Origin of the sequence: Glutamicibacter sp. 363 (assembly GCF_052379505.1) — a bacterium.
Taxonomy (GTDB): domain Bacteria; phylum Actinomycetota; class Actinomycetes; order Actinomycetales; family Micrococcaceae; genus Glutamicibacter.
On the sequence record NZ_JBQSYR010000003.1, the window covers coordinates 165845 to 183485 of the forward strand.

16 protein-coding genes, 2 tRNA genes and 1 pseudogene are annotated in these 17641 nt (G+C 61.2%); 13 read left to right on the forward strand and 6 right to left on the reverse strand.

Annotated elements, in window-relative coordinates; genetic code table 11:
• Positions 1–281: 281 nt before the first annotated feature.
• From ACT3UA_RS03305 to ACT3UA_RS03320, 4 genes are all read left to right on the forward strand, one after another.
• Positions 282–354 (forward strand) — tRNA-Lys (locus tag ACT3UA_RS03305).
• Positions 355–420: 66 nt separating this feature from the next.
• On the forward strand, positions 421–915 hold the full coding sequence (bcp, locus tag ACT3UA_RS03310) for a thioredoxin-dependent thiol peroxidase (RefSeq protein WP_096288605.1): 495 nt from the start codon (positions 421–423) through the stop codon (positions 913–915).
• Positions 916–1004: 89 nt separating this feature from the next.
• Positions 1005–1089, forward strand: a tRNA-Leu gene (locus tag ACT3UA_RS03315).
• A gap of 184 nt (positions 1090–1273) precedes the next feature.
• The gene (locus tag ACT3UA_RS03320) at positions 1274–1843 is read left to right on the forward strand and encodes a MarR family winged helix-turn-helix transcriptional regulator (protein ID WP_444615515.1); all 570 of its coding nucleotides are present in this window, start codon (positions 1274–1276) and stop codon (positions 1841–1843) included.
• A gap of 4 nt (positions 1844–1847) precedes the next feature.
• On the opposite strand, the gene ACT3UA_RS03325 is transcribed toward ACT3UA_RS03320, so the two are convergent.
• Complete coding sequence (locus ACT3UA_RS03325) at positions 1848–3317, reverse strand: SDR family oxidoreductase (RefSeq protein WP_444615516.1); 1470 nt, start codon at positions 3315–3317, stop codon at positions 1848–1850.
• Positions 3314–4132 (reverse strand): tryptophan-rich sensory protein, encoded by an 819-nt coding sequence (locus ACT3UA_RS03330; protein ID WP_096288609.1) that lies wholly within the window; start codon positions 4130–4132, stop codon positions 3314–3316. The genes ACT3UA_RS03325 and ACT3UA_RS03330 overlap by 4 nt, the downstream gene beginning before the upstream one ends.
• 118 nt (positions 4133–4250) lie before the next feature.
• On the opposite strand from ACT3UA_RS03330, the gene ACT3UA_RS03335 reads away from it, so the two are divergent.
• From ACT3UA_RS03335 to ACT3UA_RS03375, 9 genes and pseudogenes are all read left to right on the forward strand, one after another.
• Complete coding sequence (locus ACT3UA_RS03335; protein ID WP_096288611.1) at positions 4251–4718, forward strand: MarR family winged helix-turn-helix transcriptional regulator; 468 nt, start codon at positions 4251–4253, stop codon at positions 4716–4718.
• The gene (locus ACT3UA_RS03340; protein ID WP_444615517.1) at positions 4715–5815 is read left to right on the forward strand and encodes a polyprenyl synthetase family protein; all 1101 of its coding nucleotides are present in this window, start codon (positions 4715–4717) and stop codon (positions 5813–5815) included. Before ACT3UA_RS03335 ends, ACT3UA_RS03340 begins: the two co-directional genes overlap by 4 nt.
• 3 nt (positions 5816–5818) lie before the next feature.
• Entirely contained in the window at positions 5819–6697 is an 879-nt protein-coding gene (locus ACT3UA_RS03345; protein ID WP_096288615.1) for a phytoene/squalene synthase family protein, read from the forward strand.
• Complete coding sequence (gene crtI, locus ACT3UA_RS03350; RefSeq protein WP_096288617.1) at positions 6694–8283, forward strand: phytoene desaturase family protein; 1590 nt, start codon at positions 6694–6696, stop codon at positions 8281–8283. Before ACT3UA_RS03345 ends, crtI begins: the two co-directional genes overlap by 4 nt.
• Complete coding sequence (locus ACT3UA_RS03355) at positions 8280–8630, forward strand: lycopene cyclase domain-containing protein (protein WP_096288619.1); 351 nt, start codon at positions 8280–8282, stop codon at positions 8628–8630. Before crtI ends, ACT3UA_RS03355 begins: the two co-directional genes overlap by 4 nt.
• On the forward strand, positions 8620–8955 hold the full coding sequence (locus ACT3UA_RS03360; RefSeq protein ID WP_444615518.1) for a lycopene cyclase domain-containing protein: 336 nt from the start codon (positions 8620–8622) through the stop codon (positions 8953–8955). The genes ACT3UA_RS03355 and ACT3UA_RS03360 overlap by 11 nt, the downstream gene beginning before the upstream one ends.
• A pseudogene (locus ACT3UA_RS03365) lies at positions 8952–9731 on the forward strand (prenyltransferase); the annotation flags it as partial. The gene ACT3UA_RS03360 and the pseudogene ACT3UA_RS03365, both read left to right, overlap by 4 nt.
• Before the next feature lie 112 nt (positions 9732–9843).
• Positions 9844–10362: an isopentenyl-diphosphate Delta-isomerase gene (gene idi, locus ACT3UA_RS03370; RefSeq protein ID WP_096288625.1), complete on the forward strand. Its 519-nt coding sequence runs from the start codon at positions 9844–9846 to the stop codon at positions 10360–10362.
• Between the two features lie 133 nt (positions 10363–10495).
• Entirely contained in the window at positions 10496–11647 is a 1152-nt protein-coding gene (locus ACT3UA_RS03375) for a N(5)-(carboxyethyl)ornithine synthase (protein ID WP_444615519.1), read from the forward strand.
• A gap of 78 nt (positions 11648–11725) precedes the next feature.
• On the opposite strand, the gene ACT3UA_RS03380 is transcribed toward ACT3UA_RS03375, so the two are convergent.
• From ACT3UA_RS03380 to ACT3UA_RS03395, 4 genes are all read right to left on the reverse strand, one after another.
• Complete coding sequence (locus ACT3UA_RS03380) at positions 11726–12442, reverse strand: Crp/Fnr family transcriptional regulator (protein WP_444615520.1); 717 nt, start codon at positions 12440–12442, stop codon at positions 11726–11728.
• Positions 12443–12539: 97 nt separating this feature from the next.
• Positions 12540–14543, reverse strand: coding sequence for a heavy metal translocating P-type ATPase (locus ACT3UA_RS03385; RefSeq protein WP_444615523.1), 2004 nt, complete (start codon positions 14541–14543; stop codon positions 12540–12542).
• Between the two features lie 35 nt (positions 14544–14578).
• Positions 14579–14815 carry a heavy-metal-associated domain-containing protein gene (locus ACT3UA_RS03390; protein ID WP_188687147.1) on the reverse strand — a complete coding sequence of 79 codons (237 nt, stop codon included), beginning with the start codon at positions 14813–14815 and terminating at the stop codon, positions 14579–14581.
• Positions 14816–14981: 166 nt separating this feature from the next.
• Entirely contained in the window at positions 14982–17615 is a 2634-nt protein-coding gene (locus tag ACT3UA_RS03395; RefSeq protein ID WP_444615522.1) for a helix-turn-helix transcriptional regulator, read from the reverse strand.
• Positions 17616–17641 lie beyond the last annotated feature (26 nt).

Sequence of the window (17641 nt, forward strand, 5' to 3'; positions counted from 1 at the left end):
TATTTGCTTGGTCCGAGCCTGCAGATGACTAAACACTAGATCTCGTGGAATTAATTCATAAGTTCCCGCAGGACGATTCAGAATGTGGTTCAAACCACGCAGGAAATTTTAACGAATTTCCTGCCCTGCGACCCCAGGGGATCCGGTAAGTCCTATCTGACTAGGTGTTTGTAGGGTTCCAAGGGTGCGGGCAGTCGATTTTCCTTTTTGGGTGCCTTCTGCCTATGATTATCTACGTCGCAACGACATGAACCGGAAACGGACTAGTCAGAGCGAAGTAAGCGCCTCTAGCTCAATTGGCAGAGCAACTGACTCTTAATCAGTAGGTTTCGGGTTCAAGTCCCGAGGGGCGCACAATGAGATCCGACCTGAACTATCAGGTCGGATTTTTTGTATATCCACGGAAAAGGGGTTCTACGAATGAGCAATGAAGCCACTACGCCAACTCGCTTGGCTGCGGGGGATCAGGCGCCAGACTTCACGTTGAGCGACGCCGAGGGCAATGAAGTGACCTTGTCCAGCCTCCGCGGCAAGAAAGCCATCGTGTACTTCTACCCGGCGGCCTCCACGCCAGGCTGCACCAAGCAGGCCTGCGATTTCCGCGACTCGATCCAGTCCCTGAAGGCTCTGGGCTACGAAGTTCTCGGAATCTCCCCGGATGGGGTCACCAAGCTGGCAAAGTTCGCCGCCAAGGAAGAGCTCAACTTCCCGCTGCTGGCCGATGAGGACCATGCCGTCGCCGAAGCCTATGGCGCCTGGGGTGAAAAGAAGAACTATGGCCGCACCTACGAGGGGCTGATTCGCTCGACCGTTGTGGTCGACGAGCAGGGTCTGGTTTCCCTGGCGCAGTACAACGTTCGTGCCACCGGTCACGTTGCAAAGCTGCGTCGTGACTTGGGGATTGATCCCAAGTAGAACCATGGTTCGCCGATTTTATATCTGCGAATTATTCCGCTAGACTAGTTGAGGTCGAGTTACCGGACTTCAAGTCAGGTGTAGCGCGAGCGAGTATGGCGGAATTGGTAGACGCGCTGGATTTAGGTTCCAGTGTCTTCGGACGTGAGAGTTCAAGTCTCTCTACTCGCACCAACCAAACGAAACCTCCCGAACTGGCAAAGTTCGGGAGGTTTTGTGCATCCTGCAAGGTGGCCGCTGGCGTGCGGAGCGGTGCAACAGCCCGGATCCTGCTTATTGCCGCAGGCCGGGGGAGTAAGCTTTGGAAGAGTTATCCCGCGATCGGGATCGCTGTAGGTGATTATTCAAGGGGTGGAATGTGGAGCGCGAAAAGCTGCCCATGATGTATAGCTTTGCCCAGTCGGATCCGGAGCAAGCGCTCATCCCCCGCGCTGGCATCCCCGCACAGGACCTCGCTCAGATCGAGCGCATCATGGCGGAACTGGGACGGCTGCGTGCGGTGGAGCGGCGCATCATGCACAGCGCGCAGAGCTTCATGAAGCTCAACGAAACGGATATGCGCGCCATTCGCCAGCTCATTTCCGCCAAGCATGCCGGGCAAGCGGCGACCCCTGGTTTGCTTGCCCGCCATTTGGGGGTCACCACCGCCTCGGTGACCAAGATGATCGACCGGCTCGTGGCCGGAGGGCATGTGGTGCGCAAGGCCCATCCCACCGATCGGCGTTCCTGGCAGGTGGAGGTCAGCGAGGAAACGCATCTGGCCGCCCGCGAGCAGCTGGGCCGCCACCACGCCAAGCGATTCGACGTGGCGCTGGGGTTGAGCCCCGCAGAGCGCGATGTGGTGATCCGCTTCCTCGCCGGCACCTCCGAGGCCCTGCAGGACAGCCTCTACGGGGTCGACCCCGAAGCACCAGAGCCCGGCCGGTAGCTCCTTAGGCCGGGGTGCTCTCGTTTTCGGCGTGCGTGATGATGCTGCGCAGCATCGAAGAGAAGATCAGGCCATGGAACGGGTACACGGACCACCAGTAAAGCCTTCCGGCGAGACCGCGCGGGAAGAAGATGGCCCGTTGGGTCAGCCGCACCTTTCCGGCCTCCTGGTCGCTGAGCCGGAATTCCAGCCAGGCCCGTCCGGGCACCCGCATTTCGGCGCGTAGGCGCAGCAGCTGGCCCGGTTCCAGGGCTTCGACCCGCCACCAGTCCACCACATCTCCGAGCGCCAGCTTTTCGCGTTGCCGCCGTCCGCGGCGCAGGCCCACCCCGCCGGCCAGCTTGTCCAGCAGCCCGCGGGCCTTCCAGAGCAGCGGGAAGGAGAAGTAGCCGGACTCTCCGCCGATGCGGCCGAGCACCGTGAACAGCCCGGCGGCGCTTGCCGTGCTGTCCTGGGACCGCTCATCGACATAGACCCGGTGCCCGGCCCACTCGGGGTCCGAAGGCAGCGGGTCCGCGGGGGCCGACACGGGGTGCGCCGTCGCCCAATTGGTGTCCACCGAGTCGGTGCGGATCTTCTCCAAGGCCAGCGCGACCGCGCGCGGATAGTCCGTCAGCCCGCCGTCGGGGCGGTCAATCAGCTCATCGATTTCCCGGTTGCGCACCAGGCAGTCGTGCTGCAGCGAATCAACCAGCGCGCCGGCGAGGGTATGGGGCAGCGGAGTGACCAGATTAACCCAATGCGAGGCCAGCCGCGGAGTCAGCAGCGGAAGCGGTATCACCCACGGCTTGCGCAGTCCCGCCTGGACGGCGTAGCTGCGCATCAATTCGGCGTAGCTGTAGGCAAGCGGGCCGCCAATGTCATAGGTCCCGGCGCTTCCGGCCGGTAGTTCCGCGCAGCGCGCCAGATAATGCAGGGCGTCGCGCACCGCGATGGGCTGGACCTGGTTCAGCACCCAGCGCGGCGCGGGCATCACCGGCAGCACATCGCTCAAATGCCGGATCATTTCGAAGCTCGCAGATCCCGAACCGATCACCAGTCCCGCCTGCAAGGTGAGCAAGGGGACCGGGCCGGATCCGAGGATCCGCCCCACCTTGGCCCGGGAGGCCAGATGGTCGCTGAGTTCGCCCTCGGGGTGCAGCCCGGAGAAGTAGACCAGCTGTCCCACCGACGCCTCGGTGGCAGCTTTCAGCATGCTTTGCGCGCAGCGCTCCTCGGCGGCCATGAAATTCTTCGTGCTGGACATCGAATGCACCAGGTAATAGACCACGTCCGCTCCGGCGCAGAGCCGGGCGACCGCCGAGCCGTCCTCCAAGGTTCCGGTGATGACCTCCACCTGCTCGCGCCACGGGACGTCGCGCAGCCGTTCGGCGCTGCGCGTGAACACCCGCACCCGGTGCCCGCGTTCGAGCAGCAGCGGAACCAGCCGCCCGCCGATGTAGCCGGTCGCGCCGGTGACCGCAATGGTGCTCATGATTGCCTCGATTTCTCTCGGGTGCCCAAGCGCAGTGCGATTCCTCCCGCGCTGAGCAGCAGCAGGACCGCAATCGCCAGCGCGCCGTAGCCGACCAGTTCGGATTCATTGGTCCCGGTGAGCCGGCTATGCCCAATCCAGGCGATGCCCCAAGCCATGGCCAGCGCCGTGTAGAGCTTTCCTGCACAGTACCAGCAGACCGCCACCGCGATGAGTGCGGCAACCACCAGCAGGGCCAGCGCCGCCACCCGAGCCCACGCGGCGTCTTCTCCCACGCCCCAGGAGGAGAGCAATGCCGAGACATTGGCAATGCTGGCCACGTTCACCCAGCCCAGGTAGACGCCGAAGGTCAGCCACATGATCCAGTGCTCGGCCCGCGTGCTGCTGGGGAAGCGCACCAGCCGGACCAGGATCCAGAGCAGCACCAGCAGCAGCGCGAAGATCACCACGGCGCTCAGCGCCAGCAGGTCGAATTGCACCACCGCGATCCAGGCCGCATTCAGCAGCGCGGAGGCCGCCACCGGCAGGCGCAGCGCCCTCAGGGTTTCCGAGCGCCGCCCGGCGGGCAAAGCCTGGTAGACGGCGAACACCGCAAGTCCCAGATAGATGAAGCTCCAGATGGAGAACGCCGGCCCGGACGGGGACAGCAAGGTCGAGTCGGCACCGAGGTAGCCGCCGGCGGCATCTTGGATGGAGGTGCCGCCCAGGGCGCCGCTGCCGATGAAGGCCGCCGTGATCGCCGCGCCCAGGGCGGCGATTTCCAGGATCACCGTAGGCCAGGAGGCCAGCGATGCGCTGCGTTGTGGTTCTTTCATGATCCGCTCCTCGCGGTTGGTGGGGCAAAAATCTTGAAACTGGAGTCGACAAATGAAGATACTTAAACCATGATGTATCTAGCGAAGCTAATAATCAACCTAGCGAGAGAAGTTCTTCATGGCTACCACTGCGGACCCCAGGTCTTCTAGCGTGCTGCGTCTCATGCGCCAATTCCAGCATGCCTACGCGGCGGCCGAGGACGAATACCGCAGGGAACTGGGCCTGAACGACACGGATCTGCGCGCGTTGAACGCGCTGGGAGTCAACCGGCAGCTCGGTCCCGGACAGCTTGGCGCCAAGCTCGCGGTGTCCACGGCGGGAATCACCTCCGTGCTGGACCGGCTCGAGGCCCATGGCTACATCCGCCGCGAGGACCATCCCCAGGACCGGCGCAAGAAGATGATCTTGCATGGAGAGAACTTTCCCGGCCTCCCGGAGCAAGCCGCGGGAAGCCTGCGCGGAATCTACCGGGCCTTCCGGGAACTGGACGAGCAGCAACAGCACACGGTGCTTGGCTTCCTGCATGATGCCTGCCAAGCGTTGGAATCCGACACCGAAACCCACCTATGGAGCAAAGGGCCATGACCATCCACGCCACCTCACACACGGCACCATCCAGTAAAGACCCCGGATTGCCCGGCTTTGCCGATGCCCGGACGCTGGCCGAAATCCGCCGGCATCTGGAAACCATCCTGAACCGGGCCACGGCGCGGGCGAGCGCCTATTCCCCGCACACCGCGCAGCTCTGGGAGCAGATCGCGCGCAGTGTGGAACACGGAAAACTCACCCGCCCGGCGCTGGTGTTCCTCGGCTACCAGGCGTTCGCCGGCCGGGATCCGGGCCGTGCCAAGGATCTGGCCTGCGCCTTCGAGCTGCTGCATACCGCCTTGCTGATGCATGACGATGTGATCGACCGCGACTACATGCGCCGCGGCCAGCCGACCCTGTCGGCGCACTACCGCGACCAGGCGCTGGCCGCCGGACGCGGCACGGCGGATGCCGAGCACGTGGGCAACAGCGCCGCGGTCATCGCCGGGGACCTGCTGCTGGCAGAGGCCATCAAACTGGCCGCCCGCGCCGGGCACGGACTGGACTGCGAGGGAGCCGTGGAGGACGCCTTCGCGCAGGCCATCGCCCAGGCCGGGGCCGGTGAGCTCGAAGACCTGCTCTACTCGCTGCTCGATGCACCGGCCACCACCGGAGAGGTGTTGCGCATGGAAGAGCTCAAAACCGCCGCCTACTCCTTCCAGCTGCCGCTGCAGGCCGGGGCCCTGCTCGCCGGGGCCAGCGCGCAGCAGGCCGCGCGGCTGGGCGAGGTGGGCTGCCAGCTGGGCATTGCCTACCAGGTGATCGACGACGTGCTGGGGACCTTCGGGAAGCCGGAATCCACCGGAAAGCCCAACGATTCGGATCTGCGCGAAGCCAAGAGCACCATTCTGACCTCGCTGGCCAGCGAACAGGAAGGCTTCAGCTCGCTGCTGGCCGCCTACCGGGCCGGGCACAGTGATATGGCCACCGTGCGCCACGCCCTGGAAGAATCCGGAGCCGAGCAGTTCGCCCGGAAACTCGCCAACGAGCTCTGCGCCTCCGCCACCCGTTCGGCCACCTTCCTGCGCCTGCCTGCCGCCGCGCAGCGCATGCTGCACGAATGCACCGCCCTGATCCTCTCCCGGAGCAACTGAGCCATGGAACCCACAGATCTGCAACGCTACGCGGACACCGCCCAGCGCAGCGCCCGCGTGGTGATCGGCTCCTACTCGACCTCGTTCTCGCTGGCCTGCAAAATGCTGGACCGGGCCACGGCCAGGCATATCGCCAACATCTACGCCCTGGTGCGGCTGGCCGACGAGGTGGTCGACGGGGTAGCCCGCGAAGCCGGGCTGGATGCCCGGCAGGTCGCCGCCGCGCTGGACGCGCTCGAAGCGGAAACCGAGCAGGGGCTGGGCAGCGGATACAGCACCAACCTGCTGGTGCACGCATTTTCCGCAACCGCCCGGGCCACCGGCATCGGCACGGAGCTGACCCGCCCGTTCTTCGCCTCCATGCGCGCGGATTTGCTGCGCAGCACCCACGACGCCCAATCCCTGGAGCAGTACATCTACGGGTCGGCCGAGGTGGTGGGGCTGATGTGCCTGCAGGTGTTCCGCGCCATGCCCGGAAGCCAGCGAAGCCGCACCCCGGAGGCCACCGCCGCAGCCCGGAGCCTGGGCGCGGCCTTCCAGAAGGTGAACTTCCTGCGCGATCTGGCCGCAGACAGCCAGCAGCTGGGACGCAGCTATTTCCCGGGCACCCCGGCCCAGGGTTTCTCCGAAGCGCAGAAATCCGCGCTGGTGGCCGAGATCTACGCCGACCTTGCCATCGCCGAGCGCGGCATCTCACTGCTTCCGCCCGGCGCGGCACGCGCGGTGCGCATGGCACACGATCTGTTCGCCGAACTGAACCGGCAGCTCGAACGCACCGCGGCCAGCGAGCTGCTCACCCGGCGGATCTCCGTCTCAACCCCGCGCAAGGCCCTGATCGCGGCCAGGACCATGCTCGGCACTATTTCTTGGAGCACTAAATGAGCACTTCTCCCTCCCGCGTCGTGGTGATCGGCGCCGGGTTCTCCGGGCTGGCCAGCGCCGGACTGCTGGCCGCCAGCGGGCACCAGGTGACCGTGCTCGAGCAGCACCCCACCCTCGGCGGACGTTCCGGCCGCCTGCACCGGGAGGGTTTCCGCTTTGACACCGGACCCTCGTGGTATCTGATGCCCGAGGTCTTCGAGCATTGGTTCAACTTGATGGGCACGGGCGTGGAAGAGCATCTGGAGCTGCGCGAGCTGCCGGTGGGCTACCGGACCTTCTTCGAAGACGGCGCCGCGCCGGTGGACATGGGTACCGGCGACGCGGTCCGGGAGCTCTTCGAGGAGCTGGAGCCCGGATCCGCCGCGGCGCTGGATAAATACCTGGCCCAGGCCGGCACCAGCTACGCGCTGGCGCTGAAGCATTTCCTCTATGACGACTTCCGCTCCTTGAGGGGACTGCTCAACCCCGGACTCGCGCGCCATGCGCGGAGCCTGGCCCCGCTGCTGGCCAGCGACCTGCACGGCTACATAGCCAAGCGGTTCGCCAATCCGCAGCTGCGCCAGATCCTCGGATACCCGGCCGTTTTCCTCGGCTCCAGCCCGCGGCGCACCCCGGCCCTGTACCAATTGATGAGCCACCTGGATCTGGTGGACGGAGTGAAATACCCGATGGGCGGATTCGCGGGCCTCGCCGACGCCATGGGCCAGCTGGCCATCTCCCGGGGCGCCACTGTGCACCTGGGCGCCACGGCGACGAAGATCGAAACCGCGAAGCGCCCCGGACCGGCGGTGGAAGCGGTGCGCTGGGTCGATGCCGCGGGCAATCTGCAGCGCACCGAAGCGGACTTCGTCATCGGCGCCGCGGATCTGCACCACCTGGAAGGCGAGCTGCTGGACCCTCAATTGCACAGCCACCCGGCGAAAAGCTGGAAGTCCAAGGACCCGGGGCCCAGCGCGGTGCTGCTCTGCCTGGGCATCTCCGGCCAGCTCCCGGAACTGGAGCACCACAACCTGCTGTTCACCCGCGACTGGGATGATAATTTTGCCCGGATCCACGAAGGACGCGAACTTGACGAGCAGACGAGCATCTACGTCTGCAAACCCAGCGCCACGGACCCGGGCGTGGCCCCGGAAGGACATGAGAACCTGTTCATCCTCGTTCCCGCGCCGGCGCTGCCCGAGTGGGGCCGTGGGGGAGCCGACGGGCAAGGGGATTTCATGGTCGAGCAGGTCGCGGACGCGGCCATCGACCAGCTGGCCGCCTGGGCACGGATCCCGGATCTGCGCGAGCGCGTGGTGGTGCGCCAGAGCATCGGACCGGCGGATTTCCTCACGCAATATGGCGCCTTCCGCGGTTCCGCCCTCGGCCTGGCCCACACCTTGGGGCAAAGCGCGATGCTGCGCCCTGGCAACCAGAGCAGCAAGGTGGCCGGGCTCTACTTCGCCGGCAGTTCGGTGCGCCCGGGGATCGGGGTGCCGATGTGCCTGATCAGCGGGGAGCTGGCCGCCAAAGCGGTGAACGGCATCGGCACGCCGGGCGCCATCGACGAAGCCCAGTGGGCGCAGGTGTGCGGAGTGGGCCAATGACCTATCTGCTGATCTTGCTGGGGCTCATCGTTTGCATGGGGCTGCTCGACGCGCGCTTTAAGCTCTTTGTTTTCGCCAAGCCCTGGGCCGCGCTGGCCAGCCTGGTGCTGGGGACGGTCTTCTTTCTGCTCTGGGACGTGATCGCCATTGCCCAAGGCATCTTCCTGCACCTGGACTCGGCGCTGATGACCGGGATCATGGTGGCCGAGCAGCTGCCGCTCGAAGAGGTGTTCTTCCTGTTCTTCCTGTGCTATTCGACAATGATCGTGGTCAACGGGGTTGCGCTGCTGCGCCGGCCGAAAGCCGCTGCGCGGCCACCCCGGGAAGGAGCAGGAAATGTTTCTTGAATTGGGTTTCTGGTTTACGGCCAGCGCCGCCCTCGCCCTGATCGCGGCCCTGCTGTACCGGCGGATCAGGCCGGCCGCAGCGATTCCGGTCTTGGCGCTGGGACTGCTGATCATGGTGCTGCTCACCGCGATCTTCGACAACGTGATGATCGCGGCGGGCCTGTTCGACTATGGCGAGCAGACCTTGCTGGGCGTGCGCATCGGACGCGCCCCGCTTGAGGACTTCCTCTACCCGTTGTGCGCGGTACTGCTGATGCCCGCCCTGTGGTGGCTGCTTGGCGGGAAACCAACGGCAGAGCATCAAAACCAGGGGAGCAGCAAATGATCCGCGCAATCCTCGCCACCTCCCGCCCCATCTCCTGGGTGAATACCGCCTACCCCTTTGCTGCGGCCTATCTGATTGCCGGGCAGCGCATCGACTGGCTGCTGGTTCTGGGAACGCTCTTCTTCCTGTTCCCGTACAACCTGCTGATGTACGGGGTCAACGACGTCTTCGACTACGAGTCGGACCTGCGCAATCCGCGCAAGGGTGGCGTGGAGGGCGCGGTGCTGTCCAGGGATGCGCACCGCACGATCCTCTCCGCCTGCCTGATCATTTCGCTTCCGTTCATCGCGGTGTTGGCCCTTGGCGGGACCGCGCTGTCCAACGCGGTGCTGGCGGCCAGCGTGGCCATGGTGCTGGCCTACAGCGCACCGCGGCTGCGCTTCAAGGAACGCCCGGGGCTGGACTCGCTGACCAGCGCGGTGCATTTTGTGTCCCCGGCGGTCTACGGCTGGGTGCTGGCCGGCAGCGGCTTGACCCTGACCCAGTGGTGCGTCTTCGGCGCGTTTTTGCTTTGGGGGATGGCAAGCCATGCCCTGGGCGCCATCCAGGACATCATCCCGGACCGCGCCGGGGAGCTGGGCTCCATTGCCACGGTGCTCGGCGCGCGGATCACGCTGTATCTGGTGCTGTGCGCCTATCTTCTGGCCGGGGCGGTGCTGCTGCTGGGCCTGTCCTGGCCTGCGGCCGGCGCGGGCCTGCTGGCAGTTCCCTACGTGCTCAACGTACTGCCGCATCTGGCGGTGAGCGATGCAAGTTCCCCGGCGGTGAATGCCGCGTGGAAGAGATTCCTCTGGATCAATTACCTCTGCGGCTTCCTGCTCACTATGCTGATATTTACACCACCATGTTCGCGTAGCCCAATTGGCAGAGAAGGAAGTACAGCATTCTATGGACGTCATCTTGCTTTCCGAGGATGGCGAACCGATCGGTTCGTGCCCGAAGGAATTAGTGCATACGGAGAACACCGCGCTGCACCAAGCCTTTTCCTGCTACCTGTTCAACGCCCAGGGGCAGCTGCTGGTGACCCGCCGCGCCCTGTCGAAGCTGACCTGGCCAGGGGTTTGGACCAACTCCTTCTGCGGCCACCCGGTGCCGGGCGAGGAACTGGTGGATGCGGTGCGCCGGCATGCGGCTCATGAGCTCGGTGCGCAAATTGCCGACCCCCAGGTGGTGCTCGCGGAGTTCGCCTACCGGGCCGTGGACGCCAGCGGAATTGTGGAGAATGAACGCTGCCCGGTCTTCATCGCCACACTGGAAAATGAGCTGGCGCCCAACCCGGAGGAAGTTATGGACTACCAGTGGGTCGAGCCGGACAAGCTGGAAGCCGCCGTGCAAGGCACCCCGTGGGCTTTCAGCCCGTGGATGGGCTGGCAGCTGGCCGAATTCTCGCCGCGCCCCAATCCCTGAGTCCTCGCGTTTTCCCGCGTCCCGAGCAGTGCGTTGCCGCCGAGCCAAGCCAGGGGTTTGGTAGGGCACTGTACCGTGGGTTGTATGGGGCGGTCCGTTGTGGCCTGTCCCACACAGAAAGAGAAAACCACGCATGGATTCGACAAATGGCCTGTCACTGGGTGTCATTGCAACTTCGCAGAAGACCGATGAACGGCGTTTACCGATCCACCCGATGCACTTTGAGCGCATCGAAGAGCGCTTCCGCAAGCGAATGATGGTGGAAACCGGATACGGGCTGGCCTGCGGCATCGATGACGAACAACTCGCACCGCTGGTAGGCAAAATTGCCTCACGAAGCGAAATCATGAAAACCGCAGATATCGTGCTGCTGCCTAAACCGCAGCATGCAGACCTCGAAGAAATGCGTGAAGGACAAATCCTCTGGGGCTGGCCACACTGCGTCCAGGATCAGAAACTCACCCAACTGGCGGTAGACAAGAAGCTGACGCTGATCGCCTTCGAAGCGATGAACCACTGGGGTGCCGACGGAAGCTTTGGGCTTCATGTATTCCACAAGAACAACGAGCTAGCCGGCTACGCTTCGGTACTTCATTCCATGCAGCTGTGCGGGGTGACCGGAGACTACGGGCGCCGGCTGTCTGCAGTGGTCATTGGATTCGGCGCGACCGCTCGCGGCGCGGTGACCGCTTTGCGGGCGCACGGTGTCAATGAGATCAAGGTGCTGACCACGCGTGCTGTGGCAGCGGTGGCCTCGCCCATTCACGCGGTGGACATGGTGCAATTCGAACACGACGAGGGTCCTAATCTGGGCGAAGTAACCACCGAATCCGGCAAGGTGCCTTTGGCGCCGTTCTTGGCCGAACACGATATGGTTATCAACTGCACGCTGCAGGATCCCAATGCACCGCTGATGTATCTGAGTACCGAAGAACTAGGTGCCTTTGCCCCAGGAAGCCTGATCGTTGATGTTTCCTGCGATGAGGGGATGGGCTTCGAATGGGCTAAGCCGACCACCTTTGCTGATCCCATGTTCAGCGTGGGAAAGAACATCAATTATTACGCGGTAGACCATTCGCCTTCCTACCTGTGGAACTCGGCCAGTTGGGAAATCAGCGATGGATTGCTGCCATTCCTCGACGTGGTGCTCGCCGGGCCTGGCGCCTGGAATGAGAATAGGACCATTGCCAGCGCCATTGAAATTCAGGACGGCATCATCAAGAATCCGGCCATCTTGGAATTTCAGCACCGTGAGGCGAACTATCCACATGAATTGCTAGTTTAAGATCTCTCCAGACTGTGATTGGTGAGATCTAAGTCAGTCTTCTGCGTACCGACCGTTTATGGTTGGTACGCAGAAGCTCTATAGCGCGTTGGTCAGTTCGCTTAACGCATCGATATCGAGCAATGTGATTCGGTTTCCTCGTCCTTGAACGATGACCCGAGCCTCACTGAGCGAACGCAACTGACGGCTAATCGACTCAGGAGTGGTGTCCAACAGCGAGGCAATGTCTTTCTTCGCCAGGGGGAGTACCACTTCCAATGCTCGCTCAGCGGATGCCACCGCCGGAAGTGACAGCAAATAATCTGCCAGGCGAGAGCTGACATCTGCGGAAATCACCGCAGCCAAACGAGATTCTGTTTCGCCTAAGCGGCGGCTGACATCTTGAAGCATGCACAATCCGATGCTTGCATGACGTTGTACCAACTGGGCTAAGTCTGCATGGCGAAAAACGCACAACTGAGCGTCCTCCAGCGCAGTCGCATCATTCCCTGGACTGATTCCTGTCAGGAACGCAGACTCACCAAAAAAATCTCCCGGACCCAGAACCCGGATAATTTGTTCGTGACCGTTGGAATTCGTGCGGGAAATCTTTACCCGCCCGGTATGCACCACCAGCAACTGAGAATTGTTGCTGGCAGCAGAGTAGAATACCTCGGCGCGGTCCAAATGAATCGCATGTGCCACCCCGGCAACCTCTAGCTGTTGCTCGTAGCTCAATGATTGAAATAGCGGTACTCGGCTTACACAAAGCTCGTTTGCTCCCGCAGATTTCTCCGTAGCAATACTGGTGTGCATCAGATCTTCCTTACCCTCAGCTATGCCCTTATCCTCCATGAAAAGACGCACAACTGCCACCGCCAAAGTTATCTGGCTGTGGCAGTTGTTCTGCTGCTTAGCGAAGTGCTGCCTTATTCTTTTGATCCTCTCCCGTGGCGACCTGGTCAGGTACGGCAACTTGCGTGGGACGAACCCGCATCAGCCGCATGGCGTTGAGGATGACAATGAGCACCGAACCTTCGTGGACGAGCATTCCCAGCGACATGCTCACCCCGCCGGCAAAGACTCCAGCGAGCAATATCAGCACCGTGCCCAAGGCAATGGTGATGTTCTGTCGCATGATCCGTACTGTGCGTTGGGCCAGCCAGATTGCTTCCGGAAGTTTCAGCAGCCGGTCTCCCATGAGCGCGATATCCGCAGTTTGCACTGCGACCGCCGAACCGGCAGCACCCATGGCCACACCGATGTCCGCGGTGGCCAAGGCCGGCGCATCATTGACCCCGTCACCGACCATGGCCACAACGTGACCTTCGCTCTGCATTTGTGCGACGGCGGCGAGTTTGTCTTCCGGGAGTAAGGAGGCATGGATTTCATCAATTCCCGTCGCCGCAGCGATAGCTTCTGCCACCTTGCGGGAGTCTCCGGTGAGCATCACGACCTTCTTCACCCCAATGGCGTGCAATTCGCGGATCATTGCCGGAGCCTCGGCACGAATCGTGTCGGCTACTGCAATCACTGCGATGACACGGTCTTCCAGCGCGATAATCATGGCGGTTTTTCCTGCTGCGGAGAGCTCGTCAGCAACTTCTGCCGAAGCACCCAATTCAGTAATTCCATATTGAGCCATGAGCGCGGTATTGCCCACCAGAACCTGTTGTCCTTCAACGTGGGCAACTATTCCTTTGCCAATCACCGGGGTGACATCTTCGGCTAGAGTGGTGGGAGAAACCCCTTCGTCACGGGCGGTGTCCAAAATCGGTGCAGCTAGCGGGTGCTCGGATCCTGCCTCGGCGCCGGCGGCCCAGCGAAGCACTGCTGAACGATCCATCTTCGGATCGAGCACCACGATGTCGGTGAGCACAGGGCGCCCCTCGGTGAGGGTGCCAGTCTTATCTACGGCTACCGCGGTGATCCTTGCGGCATTCTCCAGATATTCGCCACCCTTGATCAGGATTCCGTTCCGTGCCGAGCGTCCTATACCTGCCACAATGGCCACCGGGATAGAGATCACTAATGCACCTGGGCAGCCAATGACCAGCAACGTCAGTCCAAGTACCACGTCTGCAGAGATGAGCCATGCCAGCAGGGCGAGCAGCATTACGGCCGGGGTGTACCACTTGGAAAAACGATCAATGAAGGTTTGGGTTTTAGCCTTGGCATCTTGGGCTTCTTCCACGCGGTGAATGATGCGTGCCAACGTGGTGTCAGCGCCGGTGCCGGTGGCCTTGACTTGAAGGAAGCCACCGTGAGAAATAGTTCCCGCGAACACCTGGTCTGCGGCCGACTTTTCAACCGGGATGGATTCGCCGGTGATGGTGGCTTCGTCAATCGCCCCGGTGCCGCTGATGACCAGCCCATCCACGGGGATCTTGGCACCGTTTTTGACTAGTACCGTCTCGCCCATCTTCACCTCGGTGGCAGGTACCTGAACCTGTTCGCCATTGCGCAGGACGACGGCTTGATCAGGAACTACCGCGACCAGCTCGGCGAGAGCAGCGCGGGTTTTATTCATGGTTCCTGCTTCCAACGCGTGGCCTACGGAGAAAAGGAAGGTCACCGCTGCCGATTCCCAGAAGTTCCCAATCAGCACTGCGCCGAGGGCAGCGATAGAGACCAACAGATCAATACTGATGAACTTCACCTGCAGGGCCCGTACCGCGTTCACGCTAATTTTGTAGCCGGCCACGATTCCACCAGCAAGCATCAACGCGTTGGACAGGGTAAATACATGGCCCGTCTCGTGGGAGTGTTCGGTGGCTGCAAACCACCAGCGAGGCGTCAGCGTGGCGTTCCACTGCCCGGCAAACAGGTACTGAACACCGAAGGAGAGAAGAATTAGCAGACCGGAAACCACAGGAATAAACCAGTTTCCGTACCTGAATTTGCCAAGCGCTTTCACGAGCACACCGACCTTTCTGAATTATCGACAGGAGATTAGAAGGCCGAGACCGCGGACTTATATCCGGCCTTGTCCACAGCGGCAATGAGTTGCTCAACGGAGGTTTGGGCTGGGTCGTGGTCTACCTCAACGCGGCCCGAGGCGAAGTGCACCTGAACTTTTTCAACGCCTTCTAGTCGGCCAACCTGTTTCTCGATTTTGGATACGCATGAGGGGCAGGAGAAGCCTTCGGCACGGAGCAGGGTGTGGGTGCTTGCAGTCGTGTTGGACATGGTGGAACCTTTCGCTCAAAAAAGAGAAGGAGCAATAGTTGGAGGGGATTCCAACCATTGCTCCCGAGCGTATCTATGTGCTGAAATATTGTCCTTGACGTGGATCAAGTACCTGATTCGCGGAAGTTCTTGCTGGCAAAGCGCCAACTGCCAATGTGCTTGTGCGTTAGTTCGAGCGTGCAGTGAAATGCGCCGAAAGCTGTTGCCGATTACGCGTACCGGTTTTGCGGAATAGCCGCGTCAGCCGCGCCTCCACGGCACTGACCGTAATGAACAATTCTTCGGCGATGTCCTTATTTGTCATGCCTTTGCGAACCATGGCGACCACCTGAGCCTCGTCGGCGGAGAGCATTTTGAAATACGTGTCCTCCGAGGTGCTCTCGGTGACGTGTGAAAGCTGGGAATCGACGCGTTGCGCCCAGCCTAAGGCCCCAATATTCCGGTAGATGGTGCGCGCAATGACAAGCTGCTCGATGCTCTGTTCTTGCCGGCCAGCAGTTCCCAACCGGGTACCGAAGCAGTGGTGGATTCTAGCGAGCTCAAGTTGGCCATCGGCAGGTTGCCACGTATCAAGGAGAGCTTGGAAACGAGCAAGAGAAATATCCCCGGGCAATGCGATTGCTTGAGCGCGAAGTATCAGCATCTTTGCATGCCTGCCCGTTATTCTGGCCATCAACGATTGCGTCGCTCTGAATTCGTTGGCCGCTTCCTGGTCATGATGTGCGCAGGACAAGGCCTCGATGAGATTCACACAGGTTTCCACGTAATGGATACTGACAATCTCGCCATATGCCAGTTGCGCCTGCTGGAAGTACGTGATTGCTTCGTCAAACCTGGCGCTCATCAGCGCTTGGAGTCCTTGAAGCTCGGTGACGAGTGTGGAGTAGATTGAGGGCAGCTGACCTATAACAAATGGCCGCAAGGCATCCAGGATGGGACCAGCCTGATCGGGACGGGCTTTCATGATCCAATACCACGCGTTGACGATGCTTGGCAGCGGACGCATCAAGTCCACGCTAGGTGAGGCGTTCCAGCGTTCTACCGCGCGTAATGCCCGCGGTACATCATGGGCAGTGATAGCAAATTGGGCTTCGTAGAGCAGCCCTAGGGATTGGTAGACGATCTCGGTACTGGTCCCGTTCAGCACCGGCAAAAGTGCGGTGCGCGCCTGTTCGTGGTAGCCGAGCGTCGAGAGGGCCGAGGCGACAGTCAGGAATGTAATGCCATTAACGTCTGCTGCTTTTCGCTGGATCACCGACTGATAGCTGGACATCACCGACGCCTGATGTCCGGTATACGAATCATGGAGTACTTGCGCGTGTTGGAAACGTGGACTAGGCGCAGATTCAGCTGCAGAAAATAGTTCCCGGGCACGCTGCAAATCTGTGTGTGCTTCGCCAAGCTTTCCATCGAGGCACAGGGCAAGGGCGCTCATGCTCATGAGGTTTGCGCTGAGCGCGAGGTTATTGACGTGGTGCTCTTCCACCGCACTATGGATACTGGCAGTGGGGATGATTGAGCCTTCTATAACGCGTAGTTCTACCTCATGGTTCAGCAACATGAGTTTTTGCTCAGGGGCCAGACTGAAGCCATCAAGATATTTAATATAGCGCCAGGCAATACCTAAGTGTCCACTTCGTCCCAGTTGTTGAATGAATTGAAGGACTTCGGGAGCTGGATGCTCACTATCGAGGCGGGTTAGGGCCCATTCAACGACTTCAATGGCTGCATGGATTAAGCCGTCGTCAACTAGGCGGACGGCACCTCGGATTAGCTGGTGTGAGGGTATCTGCGAATCGTCAGCCCGGCTTTGATGAAATAGCTTGAGTTCTATGGAGTTTGCGGCTTCGGCAATGAGCAAATGCATCTGGCGGCGTTGCATAGAGCCGAGACCCCAAAACAAATGGCTGCGCATGAGGGCATTGGGAAGGTTGAGTAATTCTTGGCTGAATCTCACGACACCGGCGTTGACCAGTTCGCTGACGTCATGCTCCGTGACATCAGGAATTTTTATGGCCACGGCGAATGGCAGCACTGGGCCAATCGCGATGTATTTCAACGCCGTAATCTGCGTTGCGGTAAAGCGCGCTTCCAGAGCGCGCAGTGTGGAAGAGGACTCTATCCGTGCATGGTACGGAAGCGTCAACGGTTCCTGATTCGACTTTTGTGCCTCCGACAAGGAACTCAGGTGCTCGAGCAGAGTCCCTGGGTTTCCTCGAGCAAAGCAAACGAGAATTTCGGCGACGGACTCCTGCAGCTCAAAGACACTTTCGTCTATGGCGATTTGTTTCAGGGTCAGTGAATCCATCATTTCCAGCGGAAAGCGTTGGAAGACGTCGAATGGCTCAGGTACTGTGGCCGAATTAGTGGTTGCGATGAAACTGACCCGGTTGCCTTGAAGCCGGCTTGCAAGGAATCCTAAGATCCTTTGGCTGTCGGGATCCATGAAATCCAAATCGTCAATGAGGAATACCGTGTCTGGTTCAATTTTCTCGGTGAGTTCTTGAAGCAGGGCTATGGCGATTCGATAACGGTCCACCTCAGCATCCGTGGAATCAGGGACGAGTCCGGAGATCTCTGGTGAAAGCTTCAGCGGAATAGCCGAAATAAAAGAGAATAACCCTGATAGCGGCCAAGCCGAATCATGTTTGTTAGAACGGATAAGCCGGTGGGGTTGCCCATCGAGCCGCTGACCAATCTGCTCGAGTACCCAGGATTTTCCCAAGCCGGACCCGCCAGACACGATGGCAACTCTGTCACGGTGCCCTTTCGTGAATTTTCCTAGCTTTTCTAGAAGCACTTGCCTGTTACGCATAGGGGTGACCC

Coding starts and splice junctions, on each gene's coding strand:
- ACT3UA_RS03325 (WP_444615516.1), bottom strand. CDS start 3,317: ATGAGCACCATTGCGGTCACCGGCGCGACCGGCTACATCGGCGGGCGG.
- ACT3UA_RS03375 (WP_444615519.1), top strand. CDS start 10,496: ATGGATTCGACAAATGGCCTGTCACTGGGTGTCATTGCAACTTCGCAG.
- ACT3UA_RS03360 (WP_444615518.1), top strand. CDS start 8,620: ATGTTTCTTGAATTGGGTTTCTGGTTTACGGCCAGCGCCGCCCTCGCC.
- ACT3UA_RS03335 (WP_096288611.1), top strand. CDS start 4,251: ATGGCTACCACTGCGGACCCCAGGTCTTCTAGCGTGCTGCGTCTCATG.
- ACT3UA_RS03345 (WP_096288615.1), top strand. CDS start 5,819: ATGGAACCCACAGATCTGCAACGCTACGCGGACACCGCCCAGCGCAGC.
- crtI (WP_096288617.1), top strand. CDS start 6,694: ATGAGCACTTCTCCCTCCCGCGTCGTGGTGATCGGCGCCGGGTTCTCC.
- ACT3UA_RS03355 (WP_096288619.1), top strand. CDS start 8,280: ATGACCTATCTGCTGATCTTGCTGGGGCTCATCGTTTGCATGGGGCTG.
- ACT3UA_RS03330 (WP_096288609.1), bottom strand. CDS start 4,132: ATGAAAGAACCACAACGCAGCGCATCGCTGGCCTCCTGGCCTACGGTG.
- ACT3UA_RS03390 (WP_188687147.1), bottom strand. CDS start 14,815: ATGTCCAACACGACTGCAAGCACCCACACCCTGCTCCGTGCCGAAGGC.
- ACT3UA_RS03380 (WP_444615520.1), bottom strand. CDS start 12,442: ATGCACACCAGTATTGCTACGGAGAAATCTGCGGGAGCAAACGAGCTT.
- idi (WP_096288625.1), top strand. CDS start 9,844: ATGGACGTCATCTTGCTTTCCGAGGATGGCGAACCGATCGGTTCGTGC.
- bcp (WP_096288605.1), top strand. CDS start 421: ATGAGCAATGAAGCCACTACGCCAACTCGCTTGGCTGCGGGGGATCAG.
- ACT3UA_RS03340 (WP_444615517.1), top strand. CDS start 4,715: ATGACCATCCACGCCACCTCACACACGGCACCATCCAGTAAAGACCCC.